General features: G+C 31.1%; 25 protein-coding genes. All 25 read right to left on the bottom strand.

Annotated features, from left to right (window positions below):
* Positions 1–82: 82 nt before the first annotated feature.
* Positions 83–763, bottom strand: a complete 681-nt coding sequence (locus CLAU_RS16355; protein WP_013237923.1) for a zinc metallopeptidase — start codon at positions 761–763, stop codon at positions 83–85.
* Between the two features lie 20 nt (positions 764–783).
* Entirely contained in the window at positions 784–1,716 is a 933-nt protein-coding gene (gene fmt, locus CLAU_RS16350) for a methionyl-tRNA formyltransferase (RefSeq protein WP_023163104.1), read from the bottom strand.
* Positions 1,716–2,174: a peptide deformylase gene (gene def, locus CLAU_RS16345; protein WP_013237921.1), complete on the bottom strand. Its 459-nt coding sequence runs from the start codon at positions 2,172–2,174 to the stop codon at positions 1,716–1,718. The genes fmt and def overlap by 1 nt, the downstream gene beginning before the upstream one ends.
* Before the next feature lie 105 nt (positions 2,175–2,279).
* Positions 2,280–4,481, bottom strand: coding sequence for a primosomal protein N' (gene priA / locus CLAU_RS16340; protein WP_013237920.1), 2,202 nt, complete (start codon positions 4,479–4,481; stop codon positions 2,280–2,282).
* Between the two features lie 92 nt (positions 4,482–4,573).
* Positions 4,574–5,764, bottom strand: a complete 1,191-nt coding sequence (coaBC, locus tag CLAU_RS16335) for a bifunctional phosphopantothenoylcysteine decarboxylase/phosphopantothenate--cysteine ligase CoaBC (RefSeq protein WP_013237919.1) — start codon at positions 5,762–5,764, stop codon at positions 4,574–4,576.
* Positions 5,764–5,982 (bottom strand): DNA-directed RNA polymerase subunit omega, encoded by a 219-nt coding sequence (rpoZ, locus tag CLAU_RS16330; protein WP_013237918.1) that lies wholly within the window; start codon positions 5,980–5,982, stop codon positions 5,764–5,766. The genes coaBC and rpoZ overlap by 1 nt, the downstream gene beginning before the upstream one ends.
* Entirely contained in the window at positions 5,975–6,592 is a 618-nt protein-coding gene (gene gmk, locus CLAU_RS16325; protein ID WP_013237917.1) for a guanylate kinase, read from the bottom strand. Before gmk ends, rpoZ begins: the two co-directional genes overlap by 8 nt.
* Complete coding sequence (remA, locus tag CLAU_RS16320) at positions 6,592–6,867, bottom strand: extracellular matrix/biofilm regulator RemA (protein WP_013237916.1); 276 nt, start codon at positions 6,865–6,867, stop codon at positions 6,592–6,594. Before remA ends, gmk begins: the two co-directional genes overlap by 1 nt.
* Positions 6,868–6,882: 15 nt before the next feature.
* Complete coding sequence (locus CLAU_RS16315) at positions 6,883–7,761, bottom strand: YicC/YloC family endoribonuclease (RefSeq protein WP_013237915.1); 879 nt, start codon at positions 7,759–7,761, stop codon at positions 6,883–6,885.
* 354 nt (positions 7,762–8,115) lie between these two features.
* Positions 8,116–9,594 carry a stage IV sporulation protein A gene (gene spoIVA, locus CLAU_RS16310; protein ID WP_013237914.1) on the bottom strand — a complete coding sequence of 493 codons (1,479 nt, stop codon included), beginning with the start codon at positions 9,592–9,594 and terminating at the stop codon, positions 8,116–8,118.
* Between the two features lie 77 nt (positions 9,595–9,671).
* The gene (locus tag CLAU_RS16305; RefSeq protein WP_023163102.1) at positions 9,672–10,670 is read right to left on the bottom strand and encodes an NAD(P)H-dependent glycerol-3-phosphate dehydrogenase; all 999 of its coding nucleotides are present in this window, start codon (positions 10,668–10,670) and stop codon (positions 9,672–9,674) included.
* A 2-nt stretch (positions 10,671–10,672) separates the two neighbouring features.
* Positions 10,673–11,989: a ribosome biogenesis GTPase Der gene (gene der, locus CLAU_RS16300; protein WP_013237912.1), complete on the bottom strand. Its 1,317-nt coding sequence runs from the start codon at positions 11,987–11,989 to the stop codon at positions 10,673–10,675.
* A 3-nt stretch (positions 11,990–11,992) separates the two neighbouring features.
* Entirely contained in the window at positions 11,993–13,327 is a 1,335-nt protein-coding gene (locus CLAU_RS16295; protein WP_013237911.1) for a radical SAM protein, read from the bottom strand.
* A gap of 176 nt (positions 13,328–13,503) precedes the next feature.
* Positions 13,504–14,499 (bottom strand): inorganic phosphate transporter, encoded by a 996-nt coding sequence (locus CLAU_RS16290; protein WP_013237910.1) that lies wholly within the window; start codon positions 14,497–14,499, stop codon positions 13,504–13,506.
* Positions 14,492–15,115 (bottom strand): DUF47 domain-containing protein, encoded by a 624-nt coding sequence (locus CLAU_RS16285; protein ID WP_013237909.1) that lies wholly within the window; start codon positions 15,113–15,115, stop codon positions 14,492–14,494. Before CLAU_RS16285 ends, CLAU_RS16290 begins: the two co-directional genes overlap by 8 nt.
* A 285-nt stretch (positions 15,116–15,400) precedes the next feature.
* Positions 15,401–16,057 (bottom strand): phosphate signaling complex protein PhoU, encoded by a 657-nt coding sequence (gene phoU, locus CLAU_RS16280; RefSeq protein WP_023163101.1) that lies wholly within the window; start codon positions 16,055–16,057, stop codon positions 15,401–15,403.
* 50 nt (positions 16,058–16,107) lie between these two features.
* Entirely contained in the window at positions 16,108–16,857 is a 750-nt protein-coding gene (gene pstB / locus CLAU_RS16275) for a phosphate ABC transporter ATP-binding protein PstB (RefSeq protein WP_013237907.1), read from the bottom strand.
* Positions 16,858–16,869: 12 nt separating this feature from the next.
* A complete protein-coding gene (gene pstA, locus CLAU_RS16270) occupies positions 16,870–17,757 on the bottom strand; it encodes a phosphate ABC transporter permease PstA (protein WP_023163100.1) in 888 nt (295 codons plus the stop codon).
* Positions 17,757–18,650 carry a phosphate ABC transporter permease subunit PstC gene (pstC, locus tag CLAU_RS16265; protein ID WP_029170052.1) on the bottom strand — a complete coding sequence of 298 codons (894 nt, stop codon included), beginning with the start codon at positions 18,648–18,650 and terminating at the stop codon, positions 17,757–17,759. The genes pstA and pstC overlap by 1 nt, the downstream gene beginning before the upstream one ends.
* A gap of 70 nt (positions 18,651–18,720) precedes the next feature.
* Positions 18,721–19,623 carry a phosphate ABC transporter substrate-binding protein gene (locus CLAU_RS16260; RefSeq protein WP_023163098.1) on the bottom strand — a complete coding sequence of 301 codons (903 nt, stop codon included), beginning with the start codon at positions 19,621–19,623 and terminating at the stop codon, positions 18,721–18,723.
* A gap of 169 nt (positions 19,624–19,792) precedes the next feature.
* Positions 19,793–21,517, bottom strand: coding sequence for a two-component system histidine kinase PnpS (gene pnpS, locus CLAU_RS16255; RefSeq protein ID WP_023163097.1), 1,725 nt, complete (start codon positions 21,515–21,517; stop codon positions 19,793–19,795).
* A gap of 12 nt (positions 21,518–21,529) precedes the next feature.
* Complete coding sequence (locus CLAU_RS16250) at positions 21,530–22,225, bottom strand: response regulator transcription factor (RefSeq protein ID WP_023163096.1); 696 nt, start codon at positions 22,223–22,225, stop codon at positions 21,530–21,532.
* A 15-nt stretch (positions 22,226–22,240) separates the two neighbouring features.
* Positions 22,241–22,951, bottom strand: coding sequence for a peptidoglycan editing factor PgeF (gene pgeF / locus CLAU_RS16245; RefSeq protein ID WP_023163095.1), 711 nt, complete (start codon positions 22,949–22,951; stop codon positions 22,241–22,243).
* Between the two features lie 154 nt (positions 22,952–23,105).
* Positions 23,106–23,561 (bottom strand): transcriptional regulator NrdR, encoded by a 456-nt coding sequence (nrdR, locus tag CLAU_RS16240; RefSeq protein WP_013237900.1) that lies wholly within the window; start codon positions 23,559–23,561, stop codon positions 23,106–23,108.
* A 67-nt stretch (positions 23,562–23,628) separates the two neighbouring features.
* A complete protein-coding gene (locus CLAU_RS16235) occupies positions 23,629–23,895 on the bottom strand; it encodes a YlmC/YmxH family sporulation protein (RefSeq protein WP_013237899.1) in 267 nt (88 codons plus the stop codon).
* Positions 23,896–24,120: the final 225 nt, after the last annotated feature.

Here is a 24,120-nt window from a genome sequence, read left to right as displayed (position 1 = left end):
ACCTCTAACTTAAGATATTTTCAAAGAAATAACCAGTCAGTACGCTAGCCTATTTTCTTTAAAATGTCTAAAATATATATTTTTAATCTCTGTCCCTACTTATATATATAAGTCTTAATAAATTAGCTATAGCCGTTAACGCTGCAGCTACATAAGTCATTGCAGCAGCACTTAAAACAGATCTAGCTCCAACTAACTCATCGGAATATAATATATTTCTTCTTTCTAATATTTTTAATGCTCTACTTGACGCATTGAATTCTACTGGAAGAGTTATTATCTGAAACAAAACTACTAAAGTAAATAAAATTATACCTATATTCACAAGTCCCTTAATTCCTAAAATAATTCCTGCTAAAAATAGTATCCAGGACGCACTAGAACCAAAGTTAACTGCAGGTACAATGGAATTTCTTATAATAAGTGGTACATACCCGTTTTTGTGCTGAATTGCGTGCCCTGTTTCATGAGCTGCAACCCCAATTGACGCCACAGAATTTCCATAATAAACTTCTTCTGAAAGTCTCATAACTCTTTTTGAAGGATCATAGTGATCACTGAGTTTTCCTGGTATCAGCTCTACTGGTACATCATATAAACCACTGCCATCTAAAAGCATCCTAGCTACCTGAGCACCTGTATATCCATTTTGACTTCTATATCTTGAATATTTATTAAAAGTGGACGATACTTTATACTGTGCCCAAGCTGCTACTAAAATCGCAGGAATGAGTATAATAAAACTGCTGTCAAAGAAAAACATAGGTTAACCACCTCCACAAATTACTTTTTTAATACAATGTTTTTTTCTATAGAATGTCCTTTTATATATTCACTTACATTCATGGGTTTTCTTCCAGGAAATTGTATTTTTTTTATGAGTACAGTGCCATTTCCACAGGCAACTTTAATTCCATTTTTGGATACATCTATTATACAGCCTGGTTCCTCACCACAACTTTCATCCAAGCACTCCACCTCATATATTTTCATATTATCATTCTTATATTGAGTATATGCAATAGGCCATGGATTTAAACCTCTTACAAAATTTTTTATGTCTTTACAATTTAAATTCCAATTTATCTTTGCCATACTCTTATTCAACATTCCAGCATACTCAGTTGTAGTTTCTCCCTGTTTTTTTCTTACAATATCACCTTTTTCCAGTCCTTTTAATGTTTTGACCAATAGTTCTGCTCCATCTTCCATAAGCACATCGTGGAGTTCACCAGCTGTCATATTATCTGTAATTTTAACATTGCTGCTTAAAAGCATATCTCCTGTATCAAGCCCTGTATCCATAAACATAGTAGTATTTCCACTTTCACTTTCTCCATTTATAATACACCAGTTTATAGGTGCTGCTCCCCTATATTTAGGTAAAAGTGAAGCATGAAGATTTATGCATCCATACTTAGGTATATCCAGAACTTGTTTTGTAAGTATCTGTCCATAGGCAACTACCACTATGAAATCTGGTCTTATCTTTGTTAAAGCAGAAATTGCCTCTGCATCATTTTTTAACTTAAGGGGTTGATATATTGGAATATCGTGTTTAAGAGCCTCTTCTTTAACTTCGGAAAAACATAACTTTTTACCTCTCCCCTTTGGTTTATCTGGTTGAGTAAATACAGCTTCAACATTAAATTCCTCTATTAATCTTTTTAAAGATGGCACCGAAAATTCAGGTGTTCCCATAAAAACTATATTCATTACTTAGTTACCTCACCTTTTTTTATGATTTTATCTATGAAGAGTATTCCATTTAAATGGTCTATTTCATGGCAAAGTGCTCTGGCAAGCAAATCCTCACCTTCTATTACAATCTCTTCACCTTTCTCATTTAATGCTTTTACCTTTACTTTCTTTGGCCTTTCAACCTCCCCTTCACTTCCGGGTATACTCAAGCATCCTTCTATATCTACGGCTTTACCCTCAGAATATGTAATTTCTGGATTCACTAGTTTTAAAATCCCTTCTCCAACATCTATAACTATAACTCTCTTTAAAACACCCACTTGAGGTGCTGCAAGTCCTACACCATCTTCTTCATAAAGGGTTTCCTCCATGTCATCTAACAGTACATGGATTCTTTCATTTATTTCCTCTACTTTCCTACTTTTTTTTCTTAATATACTATCTCCATATTTTCTGACAGTTCTCAAAGCCATATTATTTGCCGTTTCAATGAAATCTAATATATATTGATAGATTTTTTACGGCTTATTCAACTCCTTCCTGTTTCATATTGATAATTGCGTCTAAATTAATATATCTTACAACATACTGTTAGGATTCCTATCTATACTAACTCTTATATCATTATAAACATCTTTCAATAAATCATAAACTACTTCTTTAACATTTTGTGCAATATTTATGGTTATCTTTCCTTTTAATATTATCTGCCACCTGTACAATTCCTTTATTTTTGATATTTGACAGGGACATGGTCCTAATATTATAATTTTATCATCTTTTTCAAGAAGTTTTTTTAAGAATATACCAACATTTTGTATATTTTTTATTAATACATTTTCATTTTTACTATTCATATTTATAAGAAGTATATCTGCAAATGGGGGATAACTCATATTTTCCCTTATTCCAATTTCTTCCCTATAAAAACTATCGTAATCATTTTTAGCTGCATATCTTATGCTGTAATTTTCAGGATTATAAGTTTGAATAATTACTTTTCCAGGCTTTTCTCCTCTACCTGCCCTTCCTGAAACTTGGGTTATAAGTTCATATGTCCTCTCTGTAGATTTAAAATCCGGCAAATTAAGGGACAAATCTGCAGCCACTACACCTACTAAAGTTACATTTTTAAAATCCAAACCTTTTGCTACCATTTGAGTTCCTATAAGTATATCTGCTTTTCCCTGTTTGAATGTATTATAGATATTTTCATAAGAATTTTTACTTCTTGTAGTATCAAAATCCATTCTAAGTGTTCTTGCTTTAGGGAAATAAGCTTTTATCTGGTTTTCCACCTTTTCTGTTCCCACACCAAAATATTTAACATATTTACTGCCACATTTAGGACAAACTTTAGGTACTTCTATCCTGCTTCCACAATAATGACAAACAAGTTTTCTTTGATTCTGGTGATAGGTATAGGATATATCACAATTATTGCATTTAAATACATAACCACATTTTCTGCAAGAAACAAAGGTGGAATAGCCTCTCCTATTTAAAAACAATATTATCTGTTCACCCTTTGAAAGTCTGTTACAAATACATTGATAAAGTTCCCTACTGAATATAGATTTATTGTTATTTATAAGTTCCTGCCTCATATCTACAATTTCAACTTCTGGCATAAGTGCCCCATCTGCTCTGTTTTTTATATCTATAAGTTCAATTTCACCAGTCTTACATTTATAATACGTTTCTATAGAAGGTGTGGCTGAGCCAAGTATCATTTTACAATTGTATTGTTTACATTTCATCTGTCCAATTTCTCTAGCATTATACTTTGGATTACTGTCTGATTTGTAGCTCCACTCATGTTCTTCATCTATTATTATAAGTCCTAAGTTATTAAATGGAAGAAATACCGCAGATCTTGCACCAATTGCAACTTTCACCTGGCCAAGCTTTACCCTCATCCATTCATCATATCTTTCCCCATCTGATAATTTGCTATGAAATACACTTATATTTTTTCCGAATCTTCCTTTAAATCTTTCAACCATTTGTGGAGTAAGTGCAATTTCCGGCACCAGTATTATGGATTCCTTACCTTTATCCATAGCCTTTTCAACAAGATGCATGTAAATTTCAGTTTTACCACTACCTGTGACTCCATGAATTAAAAATATGTTTTTATCTGAGTTTATTATATTGTCTACTGCATACTGCTGCTCACTATTCAGTACCTTTTTAGAATACGCTCTATACTGTCTTACATCATACCTATCTACAGTTTTCTCATTAACCACAAGAAATCCATGTTTTATCATAGTATTTATAGATGATAGGGATAATTTATAATTTTTGCTTATAAAGTTCTTAGTGTATACTCCATTGTTTTCTTTTACTACTTTATATATATCTATGTATGGTTCTTTATTAAAGTTTCCTTCTAAATCTTTACCAATATAAATTAGGCTTTCCTTTTTCTTTTTCATTCCTTTAAGTGTTCCCCTCGGAATAAACACTCTTATACATTCTAGATATGTACACAAGTATATTTCTCTCATTTTTTCTATAAGAGTTAAATCTTCTTTTGTAAAAAGCGGGAATTTTTCACATATATCACTTATTTCTTTAATTTTCCTGCTTTCTATATCATCTTCATATAACCTAACTACAAATCCATCTAATTTATTGTTTCCCATACCAAAAGGTATTTTTACTCTAGAACCTATACTAATTTTTCCACTTAACTTATCTGGTATTTTATAGGTAAAAATTTTATCTAATTTTACAGAACTATTGTTTACAATTATACCTGCATATGTATACACTAAATCACCCTTTATATAAACATTAAATAAGAGAGGTATTTTAAATTTAAACCCCTCTCAAACATTTAAACCGATATTTTAGATAAATCAAATTACCTTTGGGATAGTATATTGAATAAATTTCGAGCAACTTCTCTCTTACTCATCTTATTTAAATCCACCTTTTTTCCATCCCTTGATAGTATTGTTACCCTGTTGTCATCTGAAGCAAATCCTGAATCAGATGCCGTTATATTATTGGCAACTATATAGTCAAGATTCTTTTTCTCGAGCTTCTTTGAAGCATTCTCCAAAAGATCGTTGCTTTCAGCAGCAAATCCAACTAGAATTTGATTTTTCTTTAATTTCCCAAGTTCCTTCAATATGTCCACATCACTAATAAAAGCTAATGAAAATTCATCTTCACTTTTCTTTATCTTCCTTTTGGAATAATCTTTTGTTTTATAATCAGATACTGCAGCAGCTTTTATTACTATATCTTGTCCTTGAAAATTATCAAGCACAGCCTTTAGCATCTGTGCATTTGTCCTTACATTTATAAAATTAATTCCAAATGGAATATTTAGCTTTGTAGGCCCAGATATCAAAGTTACATCTGCACCTCTGTCCCTAGCCTCTTCGGCTATGGAATAACCCATCTTTCCTGAAGACCTATTTGTTATATATCTTACTGGATCTATATCTGCTATAGTCGGTCCTGCAGTTACAAGAACCTTTTTTCCCCGTAAGTCCTTAATACCATAAAGCATACTTTCAATTACCTGAGCTATAAAATCAGCATCTGGAAGTTTTCCTTCTCCACTATCGCCACATGCCAATCTTCCTACAGCTGGTTTTATGAATTCATATCCAAACTTCATAAGTTTATTTATATTATCCTGCAGGATTGGATTGGAATACATATTTGTATTCATAGCAGGTGCAAAAATTACAGGAGCCTTAGTTGCCATGATAGTTGTAGTTAAAAGATCATCTGCTACTCCACTTGAAACCTTTCCTATTATGTTAGCCGTAGCAGGAACTATTGCTACCAAATCCGCTTTTTTTGCAAGAGAAATGTGTTGTATTTCAAAAGCTCGTGGTTCTTCAAACATATCAGTGTGTACTATATTTTGACTTAAAGTCTGGAAAGTAAGGGGAGTAACAAATTTTGCAGCAGACTTTGTCATTATTACATTTATATCAAAGTCCTTTTTTTTCAACCTACTTATAACATCTAGTGATTTATAAGCTGCTATTCCACCAGTTACCCCTATGACAACTGTTTTCTTGCCATTTACCATTATTTAATTCCCTCTTTTACAGTTTCATAGGTAATCAAATCTTGATCTATTTCATTAATAGCTATAGTAACTGGTTTAGTTGAATCCACATCTACAAGTGGTTCCGAATCCTGAATTAGTTGTCTTGCCCTTTTAGCTGTTATAGTAACTAAAGTATACCTATTATCTACCTTTTTAAGTAAATCCACAATAGATGGATTTATCATTGAATTATTCATATAAAATACCCTCCTTAGAATTTAATATTTCATCTTTAATCCTATCTACTCTACATTTTTCAGCTGTAATAATGCTCTCTATATTTTCCACTGCATTGTCTACAGTATCGTTTATAACCGCATAATTATATTTTGAAACATAATTTATTTCCTTATAAGCTGACTTAAATCTTAGATTCAAGGACTCAGGTGTTTCACTTCCCCTACCTATAATCCTGTTTTTAAGTTCCTTCATTGAAGGCGGAAGTATAAATATAAACACCCCTTCTGGATAGCTTTCTTTTACCTTTAAGGCTCCCTGAATATCAATTTCAAGCACTACATCTTTTCCTTCATCTATAGCTTTCAAAACTTGAGACTTAGGTGTACCATAATAGTTTTCATAAACTTTAGCATACTCTAAAAAATCCTTATTTTTTATTTTGTCCTTAAAAGTCTCCTCGGTCAAAAAATAATAATTTACTCCATCTACCTCCCCTTTTCTTGGAGACCTAGTAGTAGCTGAAGTAGAAATCCAAAAATCATTTTTTTTCAGCAATGCCTTGCAAACTGTACCTTTTCCAGTTCCAGAAGGTCCTGATATGACAATTAGCAATCCTTTTCTTGACATTATTCCTCAACCTCACCAATATCATCTTCACCATCTTTGGAAGACAATCTATGTGCTACAGTTTCAGGTTGAACTGCTGAAAGTATTACATGATCACTATCTGTTATTATAACAGCTCTTGTTCTTCTTCCATAAGTAGCGTCTATAAGCATTCCTCTATCTCTTGCTTCCTGAATTATTCTCTTTATGGGAGCGGATTCTGGACTTACTATAGCCACCAATCTATTTGCTGAAACAATATTTCCAAATCCTATGTTTATTAATTTTATACCCATACATTTCCTCCTATCTTACTCCACGTTTTGTATTTGCTCTCTTATTTTTTCTATTTCGTTTTTTATATTTAATGTAACTTTAGTTATATCCAGATTTGTTGATTTGGAAGCAATTGTATTTGCCTCTCTATTCATTTCCTGTAGTATAAAATCAAGTTTTCTTCCTACAGGTTCCTTCAATGTTAATGTCTCTTTAAATTGTACTATATGGCTATTTAGCCTTACAATTTCTTCATCAATACAAGATTTATCTGCAAATAGTGCTATTTCCATTGCAACTCTATTCTCATCTACCGGATATTTATCAAGCAAATCCTTCAACCTTTCTGAAAGCTTTTCTTTATATTCCTTTACTACTTGAAAAGATTTATTTTCTATAGTATTTAGTAAAGTTTGAATAGAACTGCATTTTTCAAGTATATTTTTTTCTAGTTTCTCCCCTTCTTTTTCTCTCATACCCACTAGCATTTCTAATGCATCATTAAAAGCAGTTAATAAATACTTCCATATATTTCCAAGATCAGCATCGTCTTTTTTTACAGTTATAATTTCTGGAAATTTAGCAATAAGTGAAAGAGATATATTGTCTTTTATATTGTATTTTTCCTTAATAACATTTAAACATTCTACATAGCTATTAGCTAAACCTTCATTTAATACAGCCTTTGTAGCCTGATCTTCAAAGTTCATTTGAGTTATAAAAACATCTACCTTACCTCTATTTATTTTTTGCTGAACAATTTTTCTTATTCTGTCTTCCAGAGGCATAAGACTTTTTGGCATTTTAATATTTAAATCACAATATCTATGATTTACACTTTTTATTTCCACTATAAAACTTTGTTTTTCACTTTCTATAGTGCCTCTTCCAAAACCAGTCATACTTTTAATCATTATAATTTCATCCTTCCATGAAGCCTCATCAATCCACATTTTATTATACATACATATTAATAATAATTTCAAGAAAAACTTATGAGTACTTTAATTTCAATTGATCTATCGTAAACCTAAGTTTAAAAGCAAGATTTAAAATGATTATACCATAAAATATCTCCAACAAACAAACCTGCAAGAATGTTCAATAAAATTTATTTTGAGCTATATAGGTAACTCTAAATTATACTCAAAAATTTAGAACCCTAGACAATATCAAAATCATCTAAAGTCCTAAATTTTAAAAGCACAGATGTTAAAATTTACGCCATTATAGATACTTTTAAGTAAAATAAAATACATGATGAAACATTAAAGTAAAATGCATATTAACCCACCGTTACCTTCATTTATGATTTTCTGAAGTGTTTTTTGTATTTTAATTTGAATATCTTCTGGCATTTTATAAAGCTTATTTTGTAATCCCTCTTTCACTAATATTTCTAGGGATTTTCCAAACATATTGCTCTGCCATATTTTAGATGGATCGCTTTCAAATTGCTCCAAAAGAGATTTAACCATCTCTTCGCTTTCTCTTTCTGTACCCATAATAGGAGAAATCTCGGTTTCAATATCTGCTCTAATAAAGTGAAGTGAAGGTGCACTTGCCTTTAATTTTACTCCAAATCTATTTCCCTGTTTTACAATTTCAGGCTCTTCTAATTTCATTTCAGAAAGTTGCGGAGCAACTAGTCCGTAACCTGTTTCCTTTACTTCCTTTAATGCACCTGCTATTTTATCATATTCTACTTTTGCACTGTGCATTTCTTTTACTATGTTTAATAAGTCACTTTCACCTTCGATTTTTTTCTCACAGACCTCACTCAATATTTTATAATAAAGATCCTTTCTAGGTGTTAGATCAATTCTGGCAGTACCTTCTCCCATATTTATTTCTTTTACCATAGATTCTCCAATAAATTCTACATCTTTAAAACTTTCTAGTGACTTTGTTATATCTCTAACCTTGTATATATTACTACACATATCTTTTACTAGGCCTATAAAATCTAGCTTTAACCAATGTGATGGATCCATTTTTTCTATCCATTCCGGCATATCAATATTTATCTCTTTAACAGGGAATTCTTTAAGTACTCTTTGAAATACATTTGTTATGTCGTCTTCTTTCATATTAAGTACATCCATAGTTTGGACAGGCACATCATATTTACCTTCTAACTCTTTTTTCAAGGCTACCGTATCAGGATCAAAGGGATGCTGAGAATTTAGTACCATTATAAATGGTTTATTGATTGATTTTAGTTCATTAACCACTCTTTCCTCTGCTTCAACGTAATCTGCTCTTTCTATATCCGTTATAGACCCATCTGTAGTAACCAAAAGTCCTATAGTTGAATGTTCATTTATTACTTTTTTTGTTCCTATTTCAGCTGCTTCTTCAAAAGGAATTTCATAGTCATACCATGGAGTAGTAACCATTTTAGCTTCTTCGCCTTCCATATATCCAGCTGCACTTTTAACTATATAGCCAACACAATCTACCATTCTAACTTTAAATTTAGTACCTTCATTTAAATTTATCTCTATGGCTTCATTTGGTACAAATTTAGGTTCTGTAGTATGAATGGATTTCCCTGAGGAGCTTTGTGGAAGCTCATCTTTAGCTCTCTGTTTTTTATAGGAATTATCTATGTTAGGAAGAACCATTATTTCCATAAATCTCTTTATAAAAGTTGATTTTCCAGTTCTTACAGGTCCCACAACACCTACATATATATCCCCCTGAGTTCTGTCTGCAATATCTTTGTATATATCAAAATTTTCCAAAATATACCCTCCAATAATCTAATATTATCAGTATATATATATTTTTATGGGGCATATTTTATTACTAATATTATTGATTAATACACTTCATCCTTTTTTGCTCTGGTCATAAGCTCATATACGGTATATTTAGGCTCTTTTCCTTGAAACAGTATGCTGTAAAGTGCCTCTGTTATAGGCATCTGCACATTTAATTTTTCTTTTAATTCATAAAAAGCCCTGCAAGCTTTTATACCTTCTACTACCATTCCTACTTCATCTACTGCTCTATTTACAGGAACTCCCTGTCCTATAAGTATACCTGCCCTTCGATTTCTACTATGAACACTTGTACATGTAACTATAAGGTCACCTATACCTGTAAGTCCCGAGAAAGTTTCCCTTCTGCCTCCTAATTTTTCACCAATTCTTACTATCTCAGCAATTCCTCTAGTCATGAGAGCTGCCTTTGAATTATCTCCATAACCTATACCATCTGAAATTCCACAGGCAAGTGCAATTACATTTTTAACTGCTCCTCCAATTTCTACTCCTATAATATCTTCATTTGTATATATTCTAAACTTATTCGTCATAAATAAATCTTGAATTTTTTTAGCGTATTGCATGTTTTCTGAAGATACAGCTACTGTAGTTGGTATATCCCTAGCAACTTCTTCCGCATGGCTTGGTCCTGAAAGTACCACTACCTTATTTAAAGGTAGTTCTTCCTGTATAACTTTAGAAAGTCTCTTTCCACTTTTTTCTTCTATACCTTTAGCTATGTTTACAATTATTTGATCTTCCCTTATAAAGTTTTTAAAATTTATTAAAACCTCTCTTACTGCCTGGGATGGCACTGACAACACTAGGACTTCTCCTTTTTCAATTACATCCTCTGCATCATTAGAGGCCTTTACATCTTGTGGAATAACTACGCCGTGTAAATACTTTATATTTTCTCTTTTTACATTTATATCCTCAACTATGCTTTCATTTCTATCCCACAAGTTTACCTTTACACCTTTTTTTGCAAGTATAACTGAGAGGGCCGTTCCAAAACTTCCCCCTCCCAAAAAAGATACAGATGAATACACAATTATTCCTTCCTTTCCCTAAACTCTAACTTTATTCCTGTTCCCGTAAAATCAAAGTTATCTCTCAATTGATTTTCGATATACCTTCTATAAGAAAAATGAACACAGCTAGGGTCATTTACAAAAAATACAAAAGTAGGAGGTTTATTTCCTATTTGAGTTACATAATAAATTTTTAATCTCTTACCCAATATAACAGGAGGTTCTTTCATCATAACTGCTTTGCTTATTATGTCATTTAACACTCCTGTTTTTATCCTCTTACAGTAATTGTCATAGCATTCTTTTATAAGTTGTAAAACCTTATTTACTCTCTGTCCTGTTTTTGCAGATATAAATAAATAAGGAGCATATGGCATAAAAGAAAGACTTGTTCCTATTTCCGTCTTATATTTGTCAACTGTTTTTGTATCCTTATCTATTAAGTCCCATTTGTTAATTATAACCATAATGGATTTACTTAATTCATGAGCATAGCCTATTATCTTTTCATCCTGCTCACTTATATTGTGAACTGCATCCAATATAAGCACACATACATCTGCCCTCTCTATTGCAGTGTAAGTTCTTATTACACTATATCTCTCTATTTCCTCTTTAACCTTACTCTTTTTTCTAAGACCTGCAGTATCTATAAGTAAAAGCTTCCCATAGTCCGTTTCCAGATAACTGTCCACAGCATCCCTTGTGGTTCCAGGAATATCACTTACAATAACTCTTTCTTCCCCCAACAACTTATTTATAAGAGATGATTTTCCTACATTTGGCTTTCCTATAAAAGCTACTTTTATATACTCACTGTCTATATCATCATCTTCATCATCTTTAAAGTTTTCCACTACTTTATCCAGCATATCCCCAAGTCCTAATGCCTGTGATGCAGATATAGCCATAGGTTCTCCTATACCTAAGTTATAAAATTCGTAAACATAAGCATTTTGATTTATATTATCTATTTTATTCACAACAAGTACAACTGGTTTTTTACTTTTTCTAAGCATTTGAGCTACTTCCCTATCTGCTGCAGTAACTCCTTCTTTTCCATCTACTATAAATATTATTGTATCTGCAGTTTCTACTGCCACCTGAGCCTGCCTTCTCATTTGAGAAATTATTACATCAGTGCTTTCAGGTTCAATTCCACCTGTATCAATTATGGTAAAATTATATTTTAACCATTCTGCTTCAGCATACACCCTGTCTCTTGTAACTCCAGGTGTATCTTCCACTATAGATATTCTCTTTCCTGCTAATTTGTTAAATAACGTAGACTTACCTACATTAGGCCTTCCTACTATAGCAACTATTGGCTTTCCCATTAGTTATTCCACCTCACTGTTTTCATTTATAATCTGTATTAAATCATTTCCAGTATAATCACATACCAGTATGTTTCTACTTAAAGCTTTTTCTAATTCATCTAAAGTTATATCATCTAAAAATACCCTTTTATCTGAATTTGAAAGTTCATATCCTTTTCTAAGCATACATTCCGGTATTACTATGTTTTTTCCTAATGTCTTATATTTTAATTGTTCCATTATATCTCTTGCCGTAATAAGCCCAGACACAGTTATAGTATGGCCAAAAAAATTATTTATTATTTTTTTTACATCAATTATTATATCTGGGCTGTTTTCCATTATTTTTTCTGCTGCATCTTTTATTTCACTATAGGCTAATTCTCCAGTTAAAAATGTAAACGACCCTCGTGCACCTTTATTTAAGCTTTTAAGATGACTTGATATATTATCCCTAAAGAGTCTTACCATACCCACACCATCTTCCAACTGGCTGTAATTTTCATAAAAATTAGAGTTTGGGATCTCAGTTTCAGAGACAAGATAAAATTCATCAGATAATCTTACAAAAGGAACTCCTATTTCTTCTATATATTTACACTGCAATTCTTCTGCAATCTTTAATTGGTTAGATGCAGAATTTTTATCGTATCTAGATAATTTAAAAAGGTTCTGTCTGTACTTTGTAATTCCCACAGGAACTACTGCCACATTTGTGACTCCAGGATATAATCTATACAAATCCTCTACAGTTCTTTTAAATTCTGCTCCATCATTTATACCCGGACATAATACTATCTGACAATTTATTTTTATACCATTTTGGGTAAGTCTTTTTAATAGTGTATATATATTGCCAGCAAATTTGTTATTTATCATTTTAATTCTAAGGTCTGGATTAGTAGTATGTACAGATACATTTATAGGACTTATCCTATATTTAATTATTCTATCTATCTCCTCATCATTCATATTAGTAAGTGTCACAAAGTTTCCTTGAAGAAATGCCAATCTTGAGTCATCATCTTTAAAATAAAGGGTATCTCTCATTCCTTTTGGCATCTGATCTATAAAACAAAATATGCATTTATTATGGCAACTTTTAGGTTTATCAATAATAGGTTCCTCAAATTCCAATCCCAGTTCTTCATCATATTCCTTTTCTATCTCTAAATCCCACACTTCTCCACTTTGCTTTTCTATTTCTACTTTAATATACTCATCGCTTGTCAAAAATTTATAATCTATAATATCCTTGACTTTCTCTCCATTAATGGATAAAAGACAATCTCCCTTTTCTATTCCCATTTCCTCAGCAATGCTTTCACATTTAATTGCTTTTATTCTATTTTCCATTTATACAACTCCCGGCTAAAATCTATGATATGACCATCTTAATCTATTAGGTTACAATATTGAACCTAGATACTTTAACATACATTTAGAATATAACCTAATATGTATATTTAGTCAATTATTAAACTTTTTAAATAAAAAATCTCCCTAAATTAATAGAAGAGATTTTGTTAAAATTATAGTAAATTTATTAAAAACAATATAATTCCTGAAATAACAGCGCAACTTGGTATAGTAAATACCCAGGTTATAACTATATCTTTAACTACAGACCACCTAACTGCTGAAAGTCTTTTAGCTGAACCAACTCCCATTATAGCTGAATTTATTATATGAGTTGTGCTAACAGGTGCCTGAAACATAGTAGCTGTTAATATTACCGCAGAAGATCCCATTTCTGCTGCAAAACCATTTACAGGCACTATTTTAGCCATTTTAGAACCCATGGTTTTGATTATCCTTTTTCCTCCCATTGCAGTTCCACATGCCATAGCAAGTGCACAGGTTATTTTTACCCATGTAGGTACTGAAAATTCTTTTATAAACCCAGCACTTACAAGAGTCATAGTTATAACTCCCATAGTTTTTTGAGCATCATTTTCACCATGATTTAAAGCTAAAAACATGGTAGAAAAGATTTCAGCTTTTGAAAATACTTTTGTTACAGTAGAAGGCCTCGTATTTACTAGAAATGCTTTTATTATATTCATAATAATAAATCCCACTATAAATCCTATTACTGGCGACAATATAAGCCATAAAATAACTTTCCAAAAAAGAGTTGACCAATTGACAATTAGAAATGTACCCTTATATATAATTGCTGATCCTACTATTCCTCCTACAAGGGCATGGGAAGAACTACTAGGTATTCCAAAATACCAAGTTATTAAGTTCCATATTATAGCTCCAATAAGGGCTGCTATAATTACTTCCTGAGTTATGTTATTAGGATCAACTATACCCTTTCCCACAGTTTCCGCGACTGAAACGCTTAAAAAAGCACCTGCAAAATTTAAAACTGCAGAAATTACAACGGCCTGTCTTAAAGATAAAGACCTCGTAGATACAGCACAGGCTATAGCATTAGCACTATCATGAAAACCATTAATAACATCAAATATAACTGCAATTACAACTATTAAAATAGTTATTACTAAAGTACTAGGCATTTTTCATTACTACTCCTTCAATAACATTAGCTAAATCCTCACAGGCATCTAAAGTATCCTCAAGATATTGATATATTTCTCTCCATTTTATGACATCTATAACTTCTATGTCTTTTCTAAATATATCACCAATAGCTTTTCTTGAAACTATATCTCCATCTTCTTCTATCCTATTTACCTCTATTATTTTCTTTGATAACTGTTTGCTTGTTTTCATATTTTTTAATTCTTCCATTATAATGATAAGTTCCTTGCAGCACTGAACTATCATTTTGCTTAATGAAATAGCGTCTTCCGTACATTCACTTACATTAAACATAACAAATCTACTAGCTGTAGATTCCATATAATCAATAATATTATCCATGTCGTTTGCTATTGCATATATATCTTCCCTATCAATTGGGGTAATAAATGTCTTATTTAGCTGTTCCAATATCTCATGCTGTTTTTTATCTCCTTCATGTTCCACCTCTTTTAATTTTTTCAAATTTTCTTCTGAATTTTCCAGGTTATTTAAAAAATCTAACAACAATTTTGCTTCTGTATAGGCAATATTTGCAGTTTGCACAAAGAACTCATAGAATTTGTCTTCTTTTGGAGTAAAAGCAAACATTATATCCCTCCCTATTATTGAAAATATATATTTTCGACCTTATAAAGTATAACATATAATTAACTAAAATTAAATACAAAATTAACCTCTATATTATATGCGAATATACAATTAATATGATAACTAAATGCATGAACTATACCATTTTAACATATTACATGACATTAAAAATTAAAAATAATTAAAAATTCTACAAAAATTTACTAATAATTTAATTTACACCAAAGACTAATATTTTGCAAAATAAAAGCACCTAGTTTCCTAAGTGCATTGTTAAACATATATTTATTCATTTAAATCTTTTTGTTCCCCTGTAACTAAATATATAGCCTCTTCACATATATTAGTTACATGATCAGCTATTCTTTCCAAATACTTGCATACAAATAACAATTGGGCAAATTGATTTATCTTGCTTTTATCTTTATTCATCAATTCCAGCATTTCTTTAAATACACTTTTATATAATTTATCTACCTCATCATCCATTTTGCAAACTTCATACGCTTCTTCCACGTTTCTGTCCACATAAGCATCTAATGCCCTCTTTATCATCTTATTTATTATCTCAGCCATTTGAGGTATATATATAAGTTTTCTTTCATACTTTTCATTTTCCAATCTCAATGTAACTTTCGCTATATCTACAGCATGATCAGCTATTCTTTCTAGGTCAGTTACCAATTTAGATGTGGTAAATATTATCCTTAAATCCGTAGCAATAGGTTGTTCTCTTGCTGTCAATCTTATGCACTTATTTTCTATTTCTTTTTGCAAATTATCCACTAAATCGTCATTTTTTATAGTTTCCTTTGCAATTTTTATATCCTGATTAATTAAAGCTTCTATACATTGATGAATTTGCTTTTCAACTACACTTCCCATCCTAAGTACATCATTGTGCATTTCGGATAATTCATAATCAAATTTACTTCTCGGCACAGTATCACCTCTCTTAAATATAATATATACTTTTATTTTAAAATTATAGTTTAGCCAAATCTTCCTGTAATATAATCCTCTGTTCTTTTATCTTTAGGTTTATAAAAAATATTTTCTGTTTTTTGCGCTTCTATAACTTCTCCATTTAGGAAAAAAGCAGTATAATCTGATATTCTACCAGCCTGCTGCATATTATGCGTAACTATTATTATAGTATATTTTTTCTTTAATACATCCATTAATTCTTCTATTTTTAATGTAGATATAGGATCTAATGCAGAAGTAGGTTCATCCATAAGCAGCACCTCTGGTTCTACTGCAAGAGTTCTTGCTATACACAATCTTTGCTGCTGGCCACCAGAAAGCCCTAGTGCACTTCTATTCAATCTATCTTTAATTTCATCCCATATGGCTGCCCCTTTTAAACTATTTTCAACTAATTCATCTAATTTACTTTTGTCCTTTATACCATGTATCCTAGGTCCGTATGCTACATTGTCATATATTGACATAGGAAATGGATTAGGGCTTTGAAACACCATTCCAATTCTTTTTCTCAAATCTATCACATCATAATCTTGATATATATCCTTGCCTTCAAAAAACACTTTTCCTTCTATTCTAACTGACTCTATCAAATCATTCATCCTATTTAAAGTTCTCAAAAATGTAGATTTTCCACACCCAGAAGGTCCTATTAATGCTGTAACTGAATTTTTTTCTACATTCAAACTTACTTTTTTAAGAGCCTGGGTAGATCCATAATATAGATTAAGATCTTTAGTATATATTATATCCATCAACTTTCCTCCTCATTTTTTACCAGTATAGGCTTCATATATTTTTTTTCCGAGAATTCTGGCTAAAAAATTAAACAATAATACCATAATTACCAAAACCGCAGAAGCTTTATTAGCTATTTGTGTAGCATCTGGTACCATTCCCTCAGAATTTAACTTCCATATATATACTGCTATCGTTTCCGCAGGTCTCATTAAGCTGAAAGCAGATCCATTATTAGTCAAACTTACATAGGAGAAATTTAATTTTGGTGCACTCATTCCTGCCGTATATAAAAGTGCTGCTGCTTCTCCAAATATTCTCCCTGCCGCAAGTATTATGCCTGTCAGTATCTGTGGTATTGCCGATGGAAGAACTACCTTCGATATAGTTTGCCACCTTGTTGCACCAAGTCCAAGGCTAGCCTCTTTTACAGGAATTGACGCTACCCTTATAGCATTTTCACTTACCCTAGTTAAAGCTGGCAAATTCAATATAGATATGGCTAGCGCCCCTGATAATAGTGTAAACCCCCAACCGGTCATATTTACAAATATGAGAAGTCCAAACAATCCTACTACAATAGAAGGCAAAGAAGACATAGTCTCTATACACAATCTTATCATATTTAAAAGCTTTCCTTCTCTAGCATACTCTGCTAAGTATATTCCCCCTCCTATGCCAAAGGGAACACTTATAATAAGTGCAACTATTAACATGTAAAAGGAATTAAAAAGCTGAGGTCCTATGCCTCCCCCTGCTTCTCCAAATTTTGCATTTCCAAATAAAAACGATGGTTTAAAAAAGCCTATGCCCTTAAACAATATATATCCTATCAAAGCTACCAGAAGAGCTACTACAAAAACAGTTACTGCATAAAAGATTCCAGTCCAAATTCTATCTTTAACTTTAGCATCCATTATTTTATTTCACTCCTTTTTTCAATAGCTCGTATTATTATAATAAATATAAAAGAAATTATTAAAAGAAATAGCGCTAAAGACCATAATGCGTCATTCCATGCAGTTCCAGATACCGTATTTCCCATATCCATAGTTAAAACGCTAGTAAGTGTAGATGTAGGACTCAATAAATTTTTAGGGAATTTCACTGTATTTCCTATTACCATTTGCACTGCAAGAGCTTCTCCAAAAGCCCTAGCAAGACCTAATACTACTCCCGTCAATATACCACTTTTAGCAGATGGAATTATGACTCTTCTTATAGTTTGCCATCTAGTTGCACCAAGTCCATAAGATGCCTCCATATAACTTTTAGGAATAGTTTTTACAGCATCTGCTGATATGCTTGCTATAGTAGGTAAAATCATTATACTCAAAACTAATATACCTGCAATTAAGCTAAAACCAATACCTCCAAAACCTCTCTTTAAAAATGGAAGAAGTACACTAAATCCTACCCAACCATATACAACTGAAGGTATGCCTACAAATAATTCTAAAGAAGGTTGTAATATCTTAGAACCTACCTTAGGAGATATATAATGCATAAATACAGCAAGTGCTATGCCTATAGGTGCACCTATTATAACTGCTCCTACAGAAACAAGTATAGATCCTGCGAAAAATATAGATGCCCCAAGTTTTGGATTGCTGCTGTCAGGAACCCAATTAGAAGTAAATAAAAATTCAGTTATAGGATATCTCCATTTTACAAATGTATTTATTCCCTTTGAAAATATAAAAACTATTATACTCAATGTAAGAACTATAATAATTAGTCCACAGAGCGTTGCAAATCCTCTTCCTATATACTCATTTTTTAGTTTATTCCAAAATGACTTTTTCTCCATATTCACCGACCTCAAATTTATATTTTTAATGGCCAACTGTTTTTGCAGCCAGCCATTAAAACCTTCCAAATTATTTTTCATTCATATCACTCATTGGTATATATCCAAGTTTCTTTATAGTATCTTTATTTTCATCGCTGAGTACATAATCTATATAAGTTTTTGCCAGTCCTTTTGCTTCCCCATTTGTATACATATGTTCAAAAGACCAGAAAGGATATTTTTTAGAAACTATATTTTCCGTTGAAGCTTCAACATTTTCTATTTTTAAAGCTTTAACATTACTTTTTACTGATCCTGTTAAATAAGAAAGAGCTAGATAACTTATAGAACCTTGAGTAGTTTTGATTGCACTTTCTACATTTCCATTAGAATCCTGGGTTGTTCCAAGTCCTTCCTTTTCATCCTTTCCACCCATTACCGTATCTTTAAATGTAGATCTTGTACCAGATGACTTTGTTCTGTTTATTACATTTATCTTCATGTCATCTCCCCCTACATCCTTCCAATTAGTAATTTGTCCTGTAAATATTTTTTGTATTTGATCTTTTGTTAAAGAATCAACCTTAACATTAGGATTTACTACTACTGCAAATCCTATTGCACATACCTTATGGTCTACTAACTGCTTTGCCTTACTTGCATCTAATTTTGATTCTGCTGTTACGTCAGAATTTCCTATATCTGTGGTATGCTGCAATGCTAAATTTAAACCAGTACCGCTTCCTCCACCTTGAACATTTATAGTTGCCTTCGGGTTTTTCCCAGAAAACGTCTTTCCGATCTGTTCTGCTAAAGGCTGAAGTGCAGTAGATCCTGCTAATGTTATAGCTCCTGTTACTTCCTGTTTAGATCCTTCTGATGTACCTCCAGAACTACTTTCATTTTTGTTTCCACCGCATCCAACAAATGCTCCTGCAACTACAGTAATAGTCATAGCTGCTATAAGAGCTCTCAAGCCTTTTTTCTTCATAATATTAGACCTCCTTAAAATTTGCTCCCTAACAATAATATTGCTTCAAACACTTACTGCTTACATTGTTTATAATATTCCTCAAAGATTAATCCTTTATTACATGTATGTTAATTAAAATTAACATCCGCACTTATTTCTTTAAGTACAGATGTTAATTTAACATTTATTACATATCTTCATTTTTACTATTAGCATCTAAAGGGATTTTAACTGTAAATTTACTCCCCTTTCCAACTTCACTTTGGAGGTCTATAGTTCCACTGAGGCCTAAAACTATATGTTTTACTATAGCAAGTCCGAGTCCTGTTCCACCCTGATTTCTTGATCTAGCTTTATCCACTCTATAAAATCTTTCAAAAAGTCTATTTTGATGTTCTTTTGAAATCCCTACCCCATTATCCTCTACCCATAAAACACAATTATTATCTTGAAGCATTGTTCCAATTTTTACTGTGCCACCATTGTTAGTATATTTTATTGAATTGTCCATGAGATTTATTACCATCTGCTTAAATCTATCTGCATCAGCCCATATGCTAGGTACCTTATCTCCTATTTTCTCTATCTTAATATTCTTTTTATATGCTGCGGTTTTCATCATACAGCAAACATCTTTTACTATGTCGTCTATTTTTACTTCTTCTACCTTATCTATACTATTACTTTCTATATGGGAAAGAGTTAATATATCATTTATCAACCTGGTAAGTCTATCCGCTTCATCATTTATTATGTTTAAAAATCTATTCTTATTTTCAACATCATCTACATACTTTAAGGTTTCAGCAAATCCTTTTATAGAAGTAAGAGGGGTTTTTAATTCATGCGAAACATTGGCCACAAATTGAGATCTCATATTTTCCAGCTTTTTTATATCCGTTATATCTTGAATCACTGCCACTTTACCTATTTTTTTACTGCTATTTATAATATAGGCTGTTTTTATCCTTAATTCTCTCTCTCTTGGCCACAGTATTTTAATTTCTCTGTAGTCATCCTCCATACTTTTAAATACATCTTCTAGTTCAAAATCCCTTATATTATCTATCAAACTTTCACCTATTATATCTTTTTTTATACCAAATATCTTTTTTGCATAGGGATTTATCATTATAATATTGTACTTAGTATCAACAGCTATTACACCACTGTCCATACTTTTAAGTATTGCCTCTAGTTTATTTTGCTTATCTAGAGAATCCTTTAAGGTACTTTGAAGAGCATCTGCCATATAATTAAATGTATTTGCCAATTCCCCTATTTCATCTTTAGAATTAATTCTCACTCTTTTATCCAATTCTCCACTTGCTATACTAGATGTAGTATATTGAAGCTTTTTTATAGGACCTACTATGGACTTTGAAAGCTTTAAGGCAAATACTATAGAAACAAGTATGGAGAAAAGAGTTATAATTATATAATATTTAAAATAATTATCCTCAAATCCCTTAATTGTCTGCATGGTAAATGCACTTCTTACTACATATCCATCTTTAAATATAGTAGCAAAATAAAGTGTTTTTTTACCCGTAGTATCACTGACTCTTATATCATAACCAGTCCCACTTTTTCTTGCTTCTTGAATTTCCTTTCTGTGATTGTGATTATTCATATCCTTTTCTACTGCCACAGAATCGCTTATTACTTTACCATTCCTGTCTATTAAAGTTTCTCTTATAAGTTTATTTTGAAATTGCTTTTTAAAAAAACTTCCCCGGCTATCTATCTTTTCATTTTTCAGTACATTTATTATAATCTGGTTATTCACTTTTAAAGTTTGTTTCATATTTTCAATATATTCATGATTTTCAATTACTATAAATAATATAGTTGTTATAAGCATACTAAATATAAGAGTACAAAGCATTGAAAGCGTTAATCTTTTTTTCATTTTTTTCACCAACTACTCTTCTGAATTAAATCTGTAGCCAATGCCACGAATAGTTTCAATATACTTAGGTTTTTTGTCGAAATCTTCTATTTTTTGTCTTAAATGTCTTATGTGTACATCTACTGTTCTAGTTTCTCCAACATATTCGTACCCCCATATTTTATCTAATAGAAAATCTCTAGTCATTACTCTTCCCCTATTTTTTATAAGCATTTTTAGGAGTTCAAATTCTTTTAAGGTTAATTCTACCTTTTCACCATTTTTAATTACTTCATGTTTATCAAAATCTATACTTACCTGTCCAAATACATAGCATTTATCTACAGGTTTTAATGCTGTTCTTCTGAGTACAGCTTTAACCCTAGCAACTAATTCCCTTATAGAAAAAGGCTTTGTCATATAATCATCTGCTCCAAGTTCTAATCCTAGTACTTTATCAAATTCCTCTCCTCTTGCAGTTATCATTATTACAGGAATAAAAGATATAGCATTGTCCCTTCTTATTTCTTTGCACACATCATATCCATCCATTCCAGGCAGCATTACATCCAGTAAAATTAACTGAGGCATCTCTTCCCTTACAATTTTCAATGCATCTATCCCATTTCCTGCTACAATAGCCTTATATCCATTTTTCTCAAGATTAAATTTAATAAGTTCACAAATATGTTCTTCATCATCTACTATTAATATCTTTTCTTGTAACATAATAATCCCCCATTTTTATTTTAGATAAATAAATGAAAACATTCTTCCATAGTCTTTATCTTTTCTATAAGAATGCATTTCATATTCAGTATTACAATAGGTACATATATCTAAATATTTTATATTTTCACTTTCTATTTCTCTGTCCTGAAGTTGATATAATATACATTTTTTTAGATCAAGATTTCTATTTCTAAATACATCCTTAAATCTATAAAAATCAGAGTTCTTAAATTTATCCATTACTTCTTCCCCAACTTCATAACAACAGCTGTGAATATGTGGTCCTACACATACTATTATATCTTTAGATTCACTATTAAAATTCCTTTCAAGTTTTTCAATAGTTTTAGAAAGAATACAAGCTAAAGTACCTTTCCATCCACTATGGACTGCTGCTATAACCTTATTTTTTTTATCATATAAAAGTATTGGAATACAATCAGCATTAAAAACTCCTACAGCTGTATTACTCTCATTTGTAATTATTCCATCTGCATTCTCTTCATCTTTACCTGTATAAATTATGCTCCGACACCCATGAACTTGATTCAAATATCCCACAGTTTTCAAATTAAACCATCTTTTTAAACTTTTAATATTTTCCTTTCCAGAATCTGTGGACTTATTAAAACTCAAATCATTTTTGGCTGTTGAAAATATTGCTTCTGCACCTGGCAAATCTATTTTTATAAATTCATAACCTTCTACTGTAATTTTCTCCATGTTAATCCTCCATCTAGAATTTATTTCAAAATTAAAAACATATTTAAGATTATCTTAAATATATTTTAACATTGTTTTTTTAATTGATGGGACTATAAATATGTTTTAACTTTAATTTAACATAAAATAAATGGTATGCCTTTAAGCATACCATTTATTTATTTGAAATAAGATTTTTTATTTCCTGCATAAAAGTATTTATATCCTTAAATTGTCTGTAAACAGACGCAAACCTGACATAAGATACTTCATCCACCTTTTTTAAATTCTCCATAATAATTTCCCCTATCTCCGAGGAACTTATTTCTGTGATCATATTATTATTTATCTTTTTCTCTACTTCATCGGTTATATTTTCAATTTGTTTTCTTGAAACAGGACGTTTTTCACAAGCTTTTATTAATCCATTTAATATTTTAGTCCTGTCAAAATATTCTCTATTCATATTTTTCTTTACAACTAAAATGGGTACATTTTCAATTTTTTCATAAGTGGTATATCTTTTATTACACCTTAAACATTCTCTTCTTCTTCGTATAGCCATATTGTCATCTGTAGATCTAGAATCCACTACTTTAGTTTCATTGTATCCACAATAAGGGCATTTCACTTTAATTCACGTCCTTCATATAAGATAGTATACATATTATAATTATATACTTATTTTGTGGAAACTTCTACTCCTCTACAAGATTTTTCCCATCGACTAAAATTACATCTACACCTATTTTTTTTACATTATCCCAGGGTATTTCTATATCTTCATTTTTCCCAAATAATGATATTTTAAAAGTTTGAGATGGTAAAATAATTGATATTATCTTATGCTCTTCACAATTTATCTTTAGATCTTTTATAAAACCTAATTTTGCACCCGTATTTATATCTATTATTTCCATATTTCTTAGATTAGTCAAAGAAAATAAATCTCCTTCTAACTCCATTTATGTACATCCCCCATTTTTATTATTTTCTAACTTAACTTTCACAGTTTAAAAACTTTGCTAAGCAAAGCTTCGCAAGTTAAGAATTAATAATGAAGAATTAATAGTGAAGGATGGTTTTTTGTAGTGTAACGGAAAAAATCCACATTAACTATTAATTTTTAATTCTTAACTATCAACTAAAAAAATTATGCCGCAATTTTTTTATATTAAGTCAAAATTTCA

Origin of the sequence: Clostridium autoethanogenum DSM 10061, from assembly GCF_001484725.1 — a bacterium.
Lineage (GTDB): Bacteria > Bacillota > Clostridia > Clostridiales > Clostridiaceae > Clostridium_B > Clostridium_B ljungdahlii.
Note: the sequence above shows the minus strand (reverse complement) of the source record. Positions and strands in the feature narration are given on the sequence as shown.

Excerpts from the sequence above, each read along its gene's own strand:
- CLAU_RS16355 (WP_013237923.1), bottom strand. The coding sequence starts at position 763 with ATGTTTTTCTTTGACAGCAGTTTTATTATACTCATTCCTGCGATTTTA.
- fmt (WP_023163104.1), bottom strand. The coding sequence starts at position 1,716 with ATGAATATAGTTTTTATGGGAACACCTGAATTTTCGGTGCCATCTTTA.
- def (WP_013237921.1), bottom strand. The coding sequence starts at position 2,174 with ATGGCTTTGAGAACTGTCAGAAAATATGGAGATAGTATATTAAGAAAA.
- coaBC (WP_013237919.1), bottom strand. The coding sequence starts at position 5,764 with ATGGTAAATGGCAAGAAAACAGTTGTCATAGGGGTAACTGGTGGAATA.
- rpoZ (WP_013237918.1), bottom strand. The coding sequence starts at position 5,982 with ATGAATAATTCAATGATAAATCCATCTATTGTGGATTTACTTAAAAAG.
- gmk (WP_013237917.1), bottom strand. The coding sequence starts at position 6,592 with ATGTCAAGAAAAGGATTGCTAATTGTCATATCAGGACCTTCTGGAACT.
- remA (WP_013237916.1), bottom strand. The coding sequence starts at position 6,867 with ATGGGTATAAAATTAATAAACATAGGATTTGGAAATATTGTTTCAGCA.
- CLAU_RS16315 (WP_013237915.1), bottom strand. The coding sequence starts at position 7,761 with ATGATTAAAAGTATGACTGGTTTTGGAAGAGGCACTATAGAAAGTGAA.
- der (WP_013237912.1), bottom strand. The coding sequence starts at position 11,989 with ATGGGAAAGCCAATAGTTGCTATAGTAGGAAGGCCTAATGTAGGTAAG.
- CLAU_RS16295 (WP_013237911.1), bottom strand. The coding sequence starts at position 13,327 with ATGGAAAATAGAATAAAAGCAATTAAATGTGAAAGCATTGCTGAGGAA.
- CLAU_RS16290 (WP_013237910.1), bottom strand. The coding sequence starts at position 14,499 with ATGCCTAGTACTTTAGTAATAACTATTTTAATAGTTGTAATTGCAGTT.
- CLAU_RS16285 (WP_013237909.1), bottom strand. The coding sequence starts at position 15,115 with ATGTTTGCTTTTACTCCAAAAGAAGACAAATTCTATGAGTTCTTTGTG.
- pstB (WP_013237907.1), bottom strand. The coding sequence starts at position 16,857 with ATGGATATAATATATACTAAAGATCTTAATCTATATTATGGATCTACC.
- pstA (WP_023163100.1), bottom strand. The coding sequence starts at position 17,757 with ATGGATGCTAAAGTTAAAGATAGAATTTGGACTGGAATCTTTTATGCA.
- pstC (WP_029170052.1), bottom strand. The coding sequence starts at position 18,650 with ATGGAGAAAAAGTCATTTTGGAATAAACTAAAAAATGAGTATATAGGA.
- CLAU_RS16260 (WP_023163098.1), bottom strand. The coding sequence starts at position 19,623 with ATGAAGAAAAAAGGCTTGAGAGCTCTTATAGCAGCTATGACTATTACT.
- pnpS (WP_023163097.1), bottom strand. The coding sequence starts at position 21,517 with ATGAAAAAAAGATTAACGCTTTCAATGCTTTGTACTCTTATATTTAGT.
- CLAU_RS16250 (WP_023163096.1), bottom strand. The coding sequence starts at position 22,225 with ATGTTACAAGAAAAGATATTAATAGTAGATGATGAAGAACATATTTGT.
- pgeF (WP_023163095.1), bottom strand. The coding sequence starts at position 22,951 with ATGGAGAAAATTACAGTAGAAGGTTATGAATTTATAAAAATAGATTTG.
- CLAU_RS16235 (WP_013237899.1), bottom strand. The coding sequence starts at position 23,895 with ATGGAGTTAGAAGGAGATTTATTTTCTTTGACTAATCTAAGAAATATG.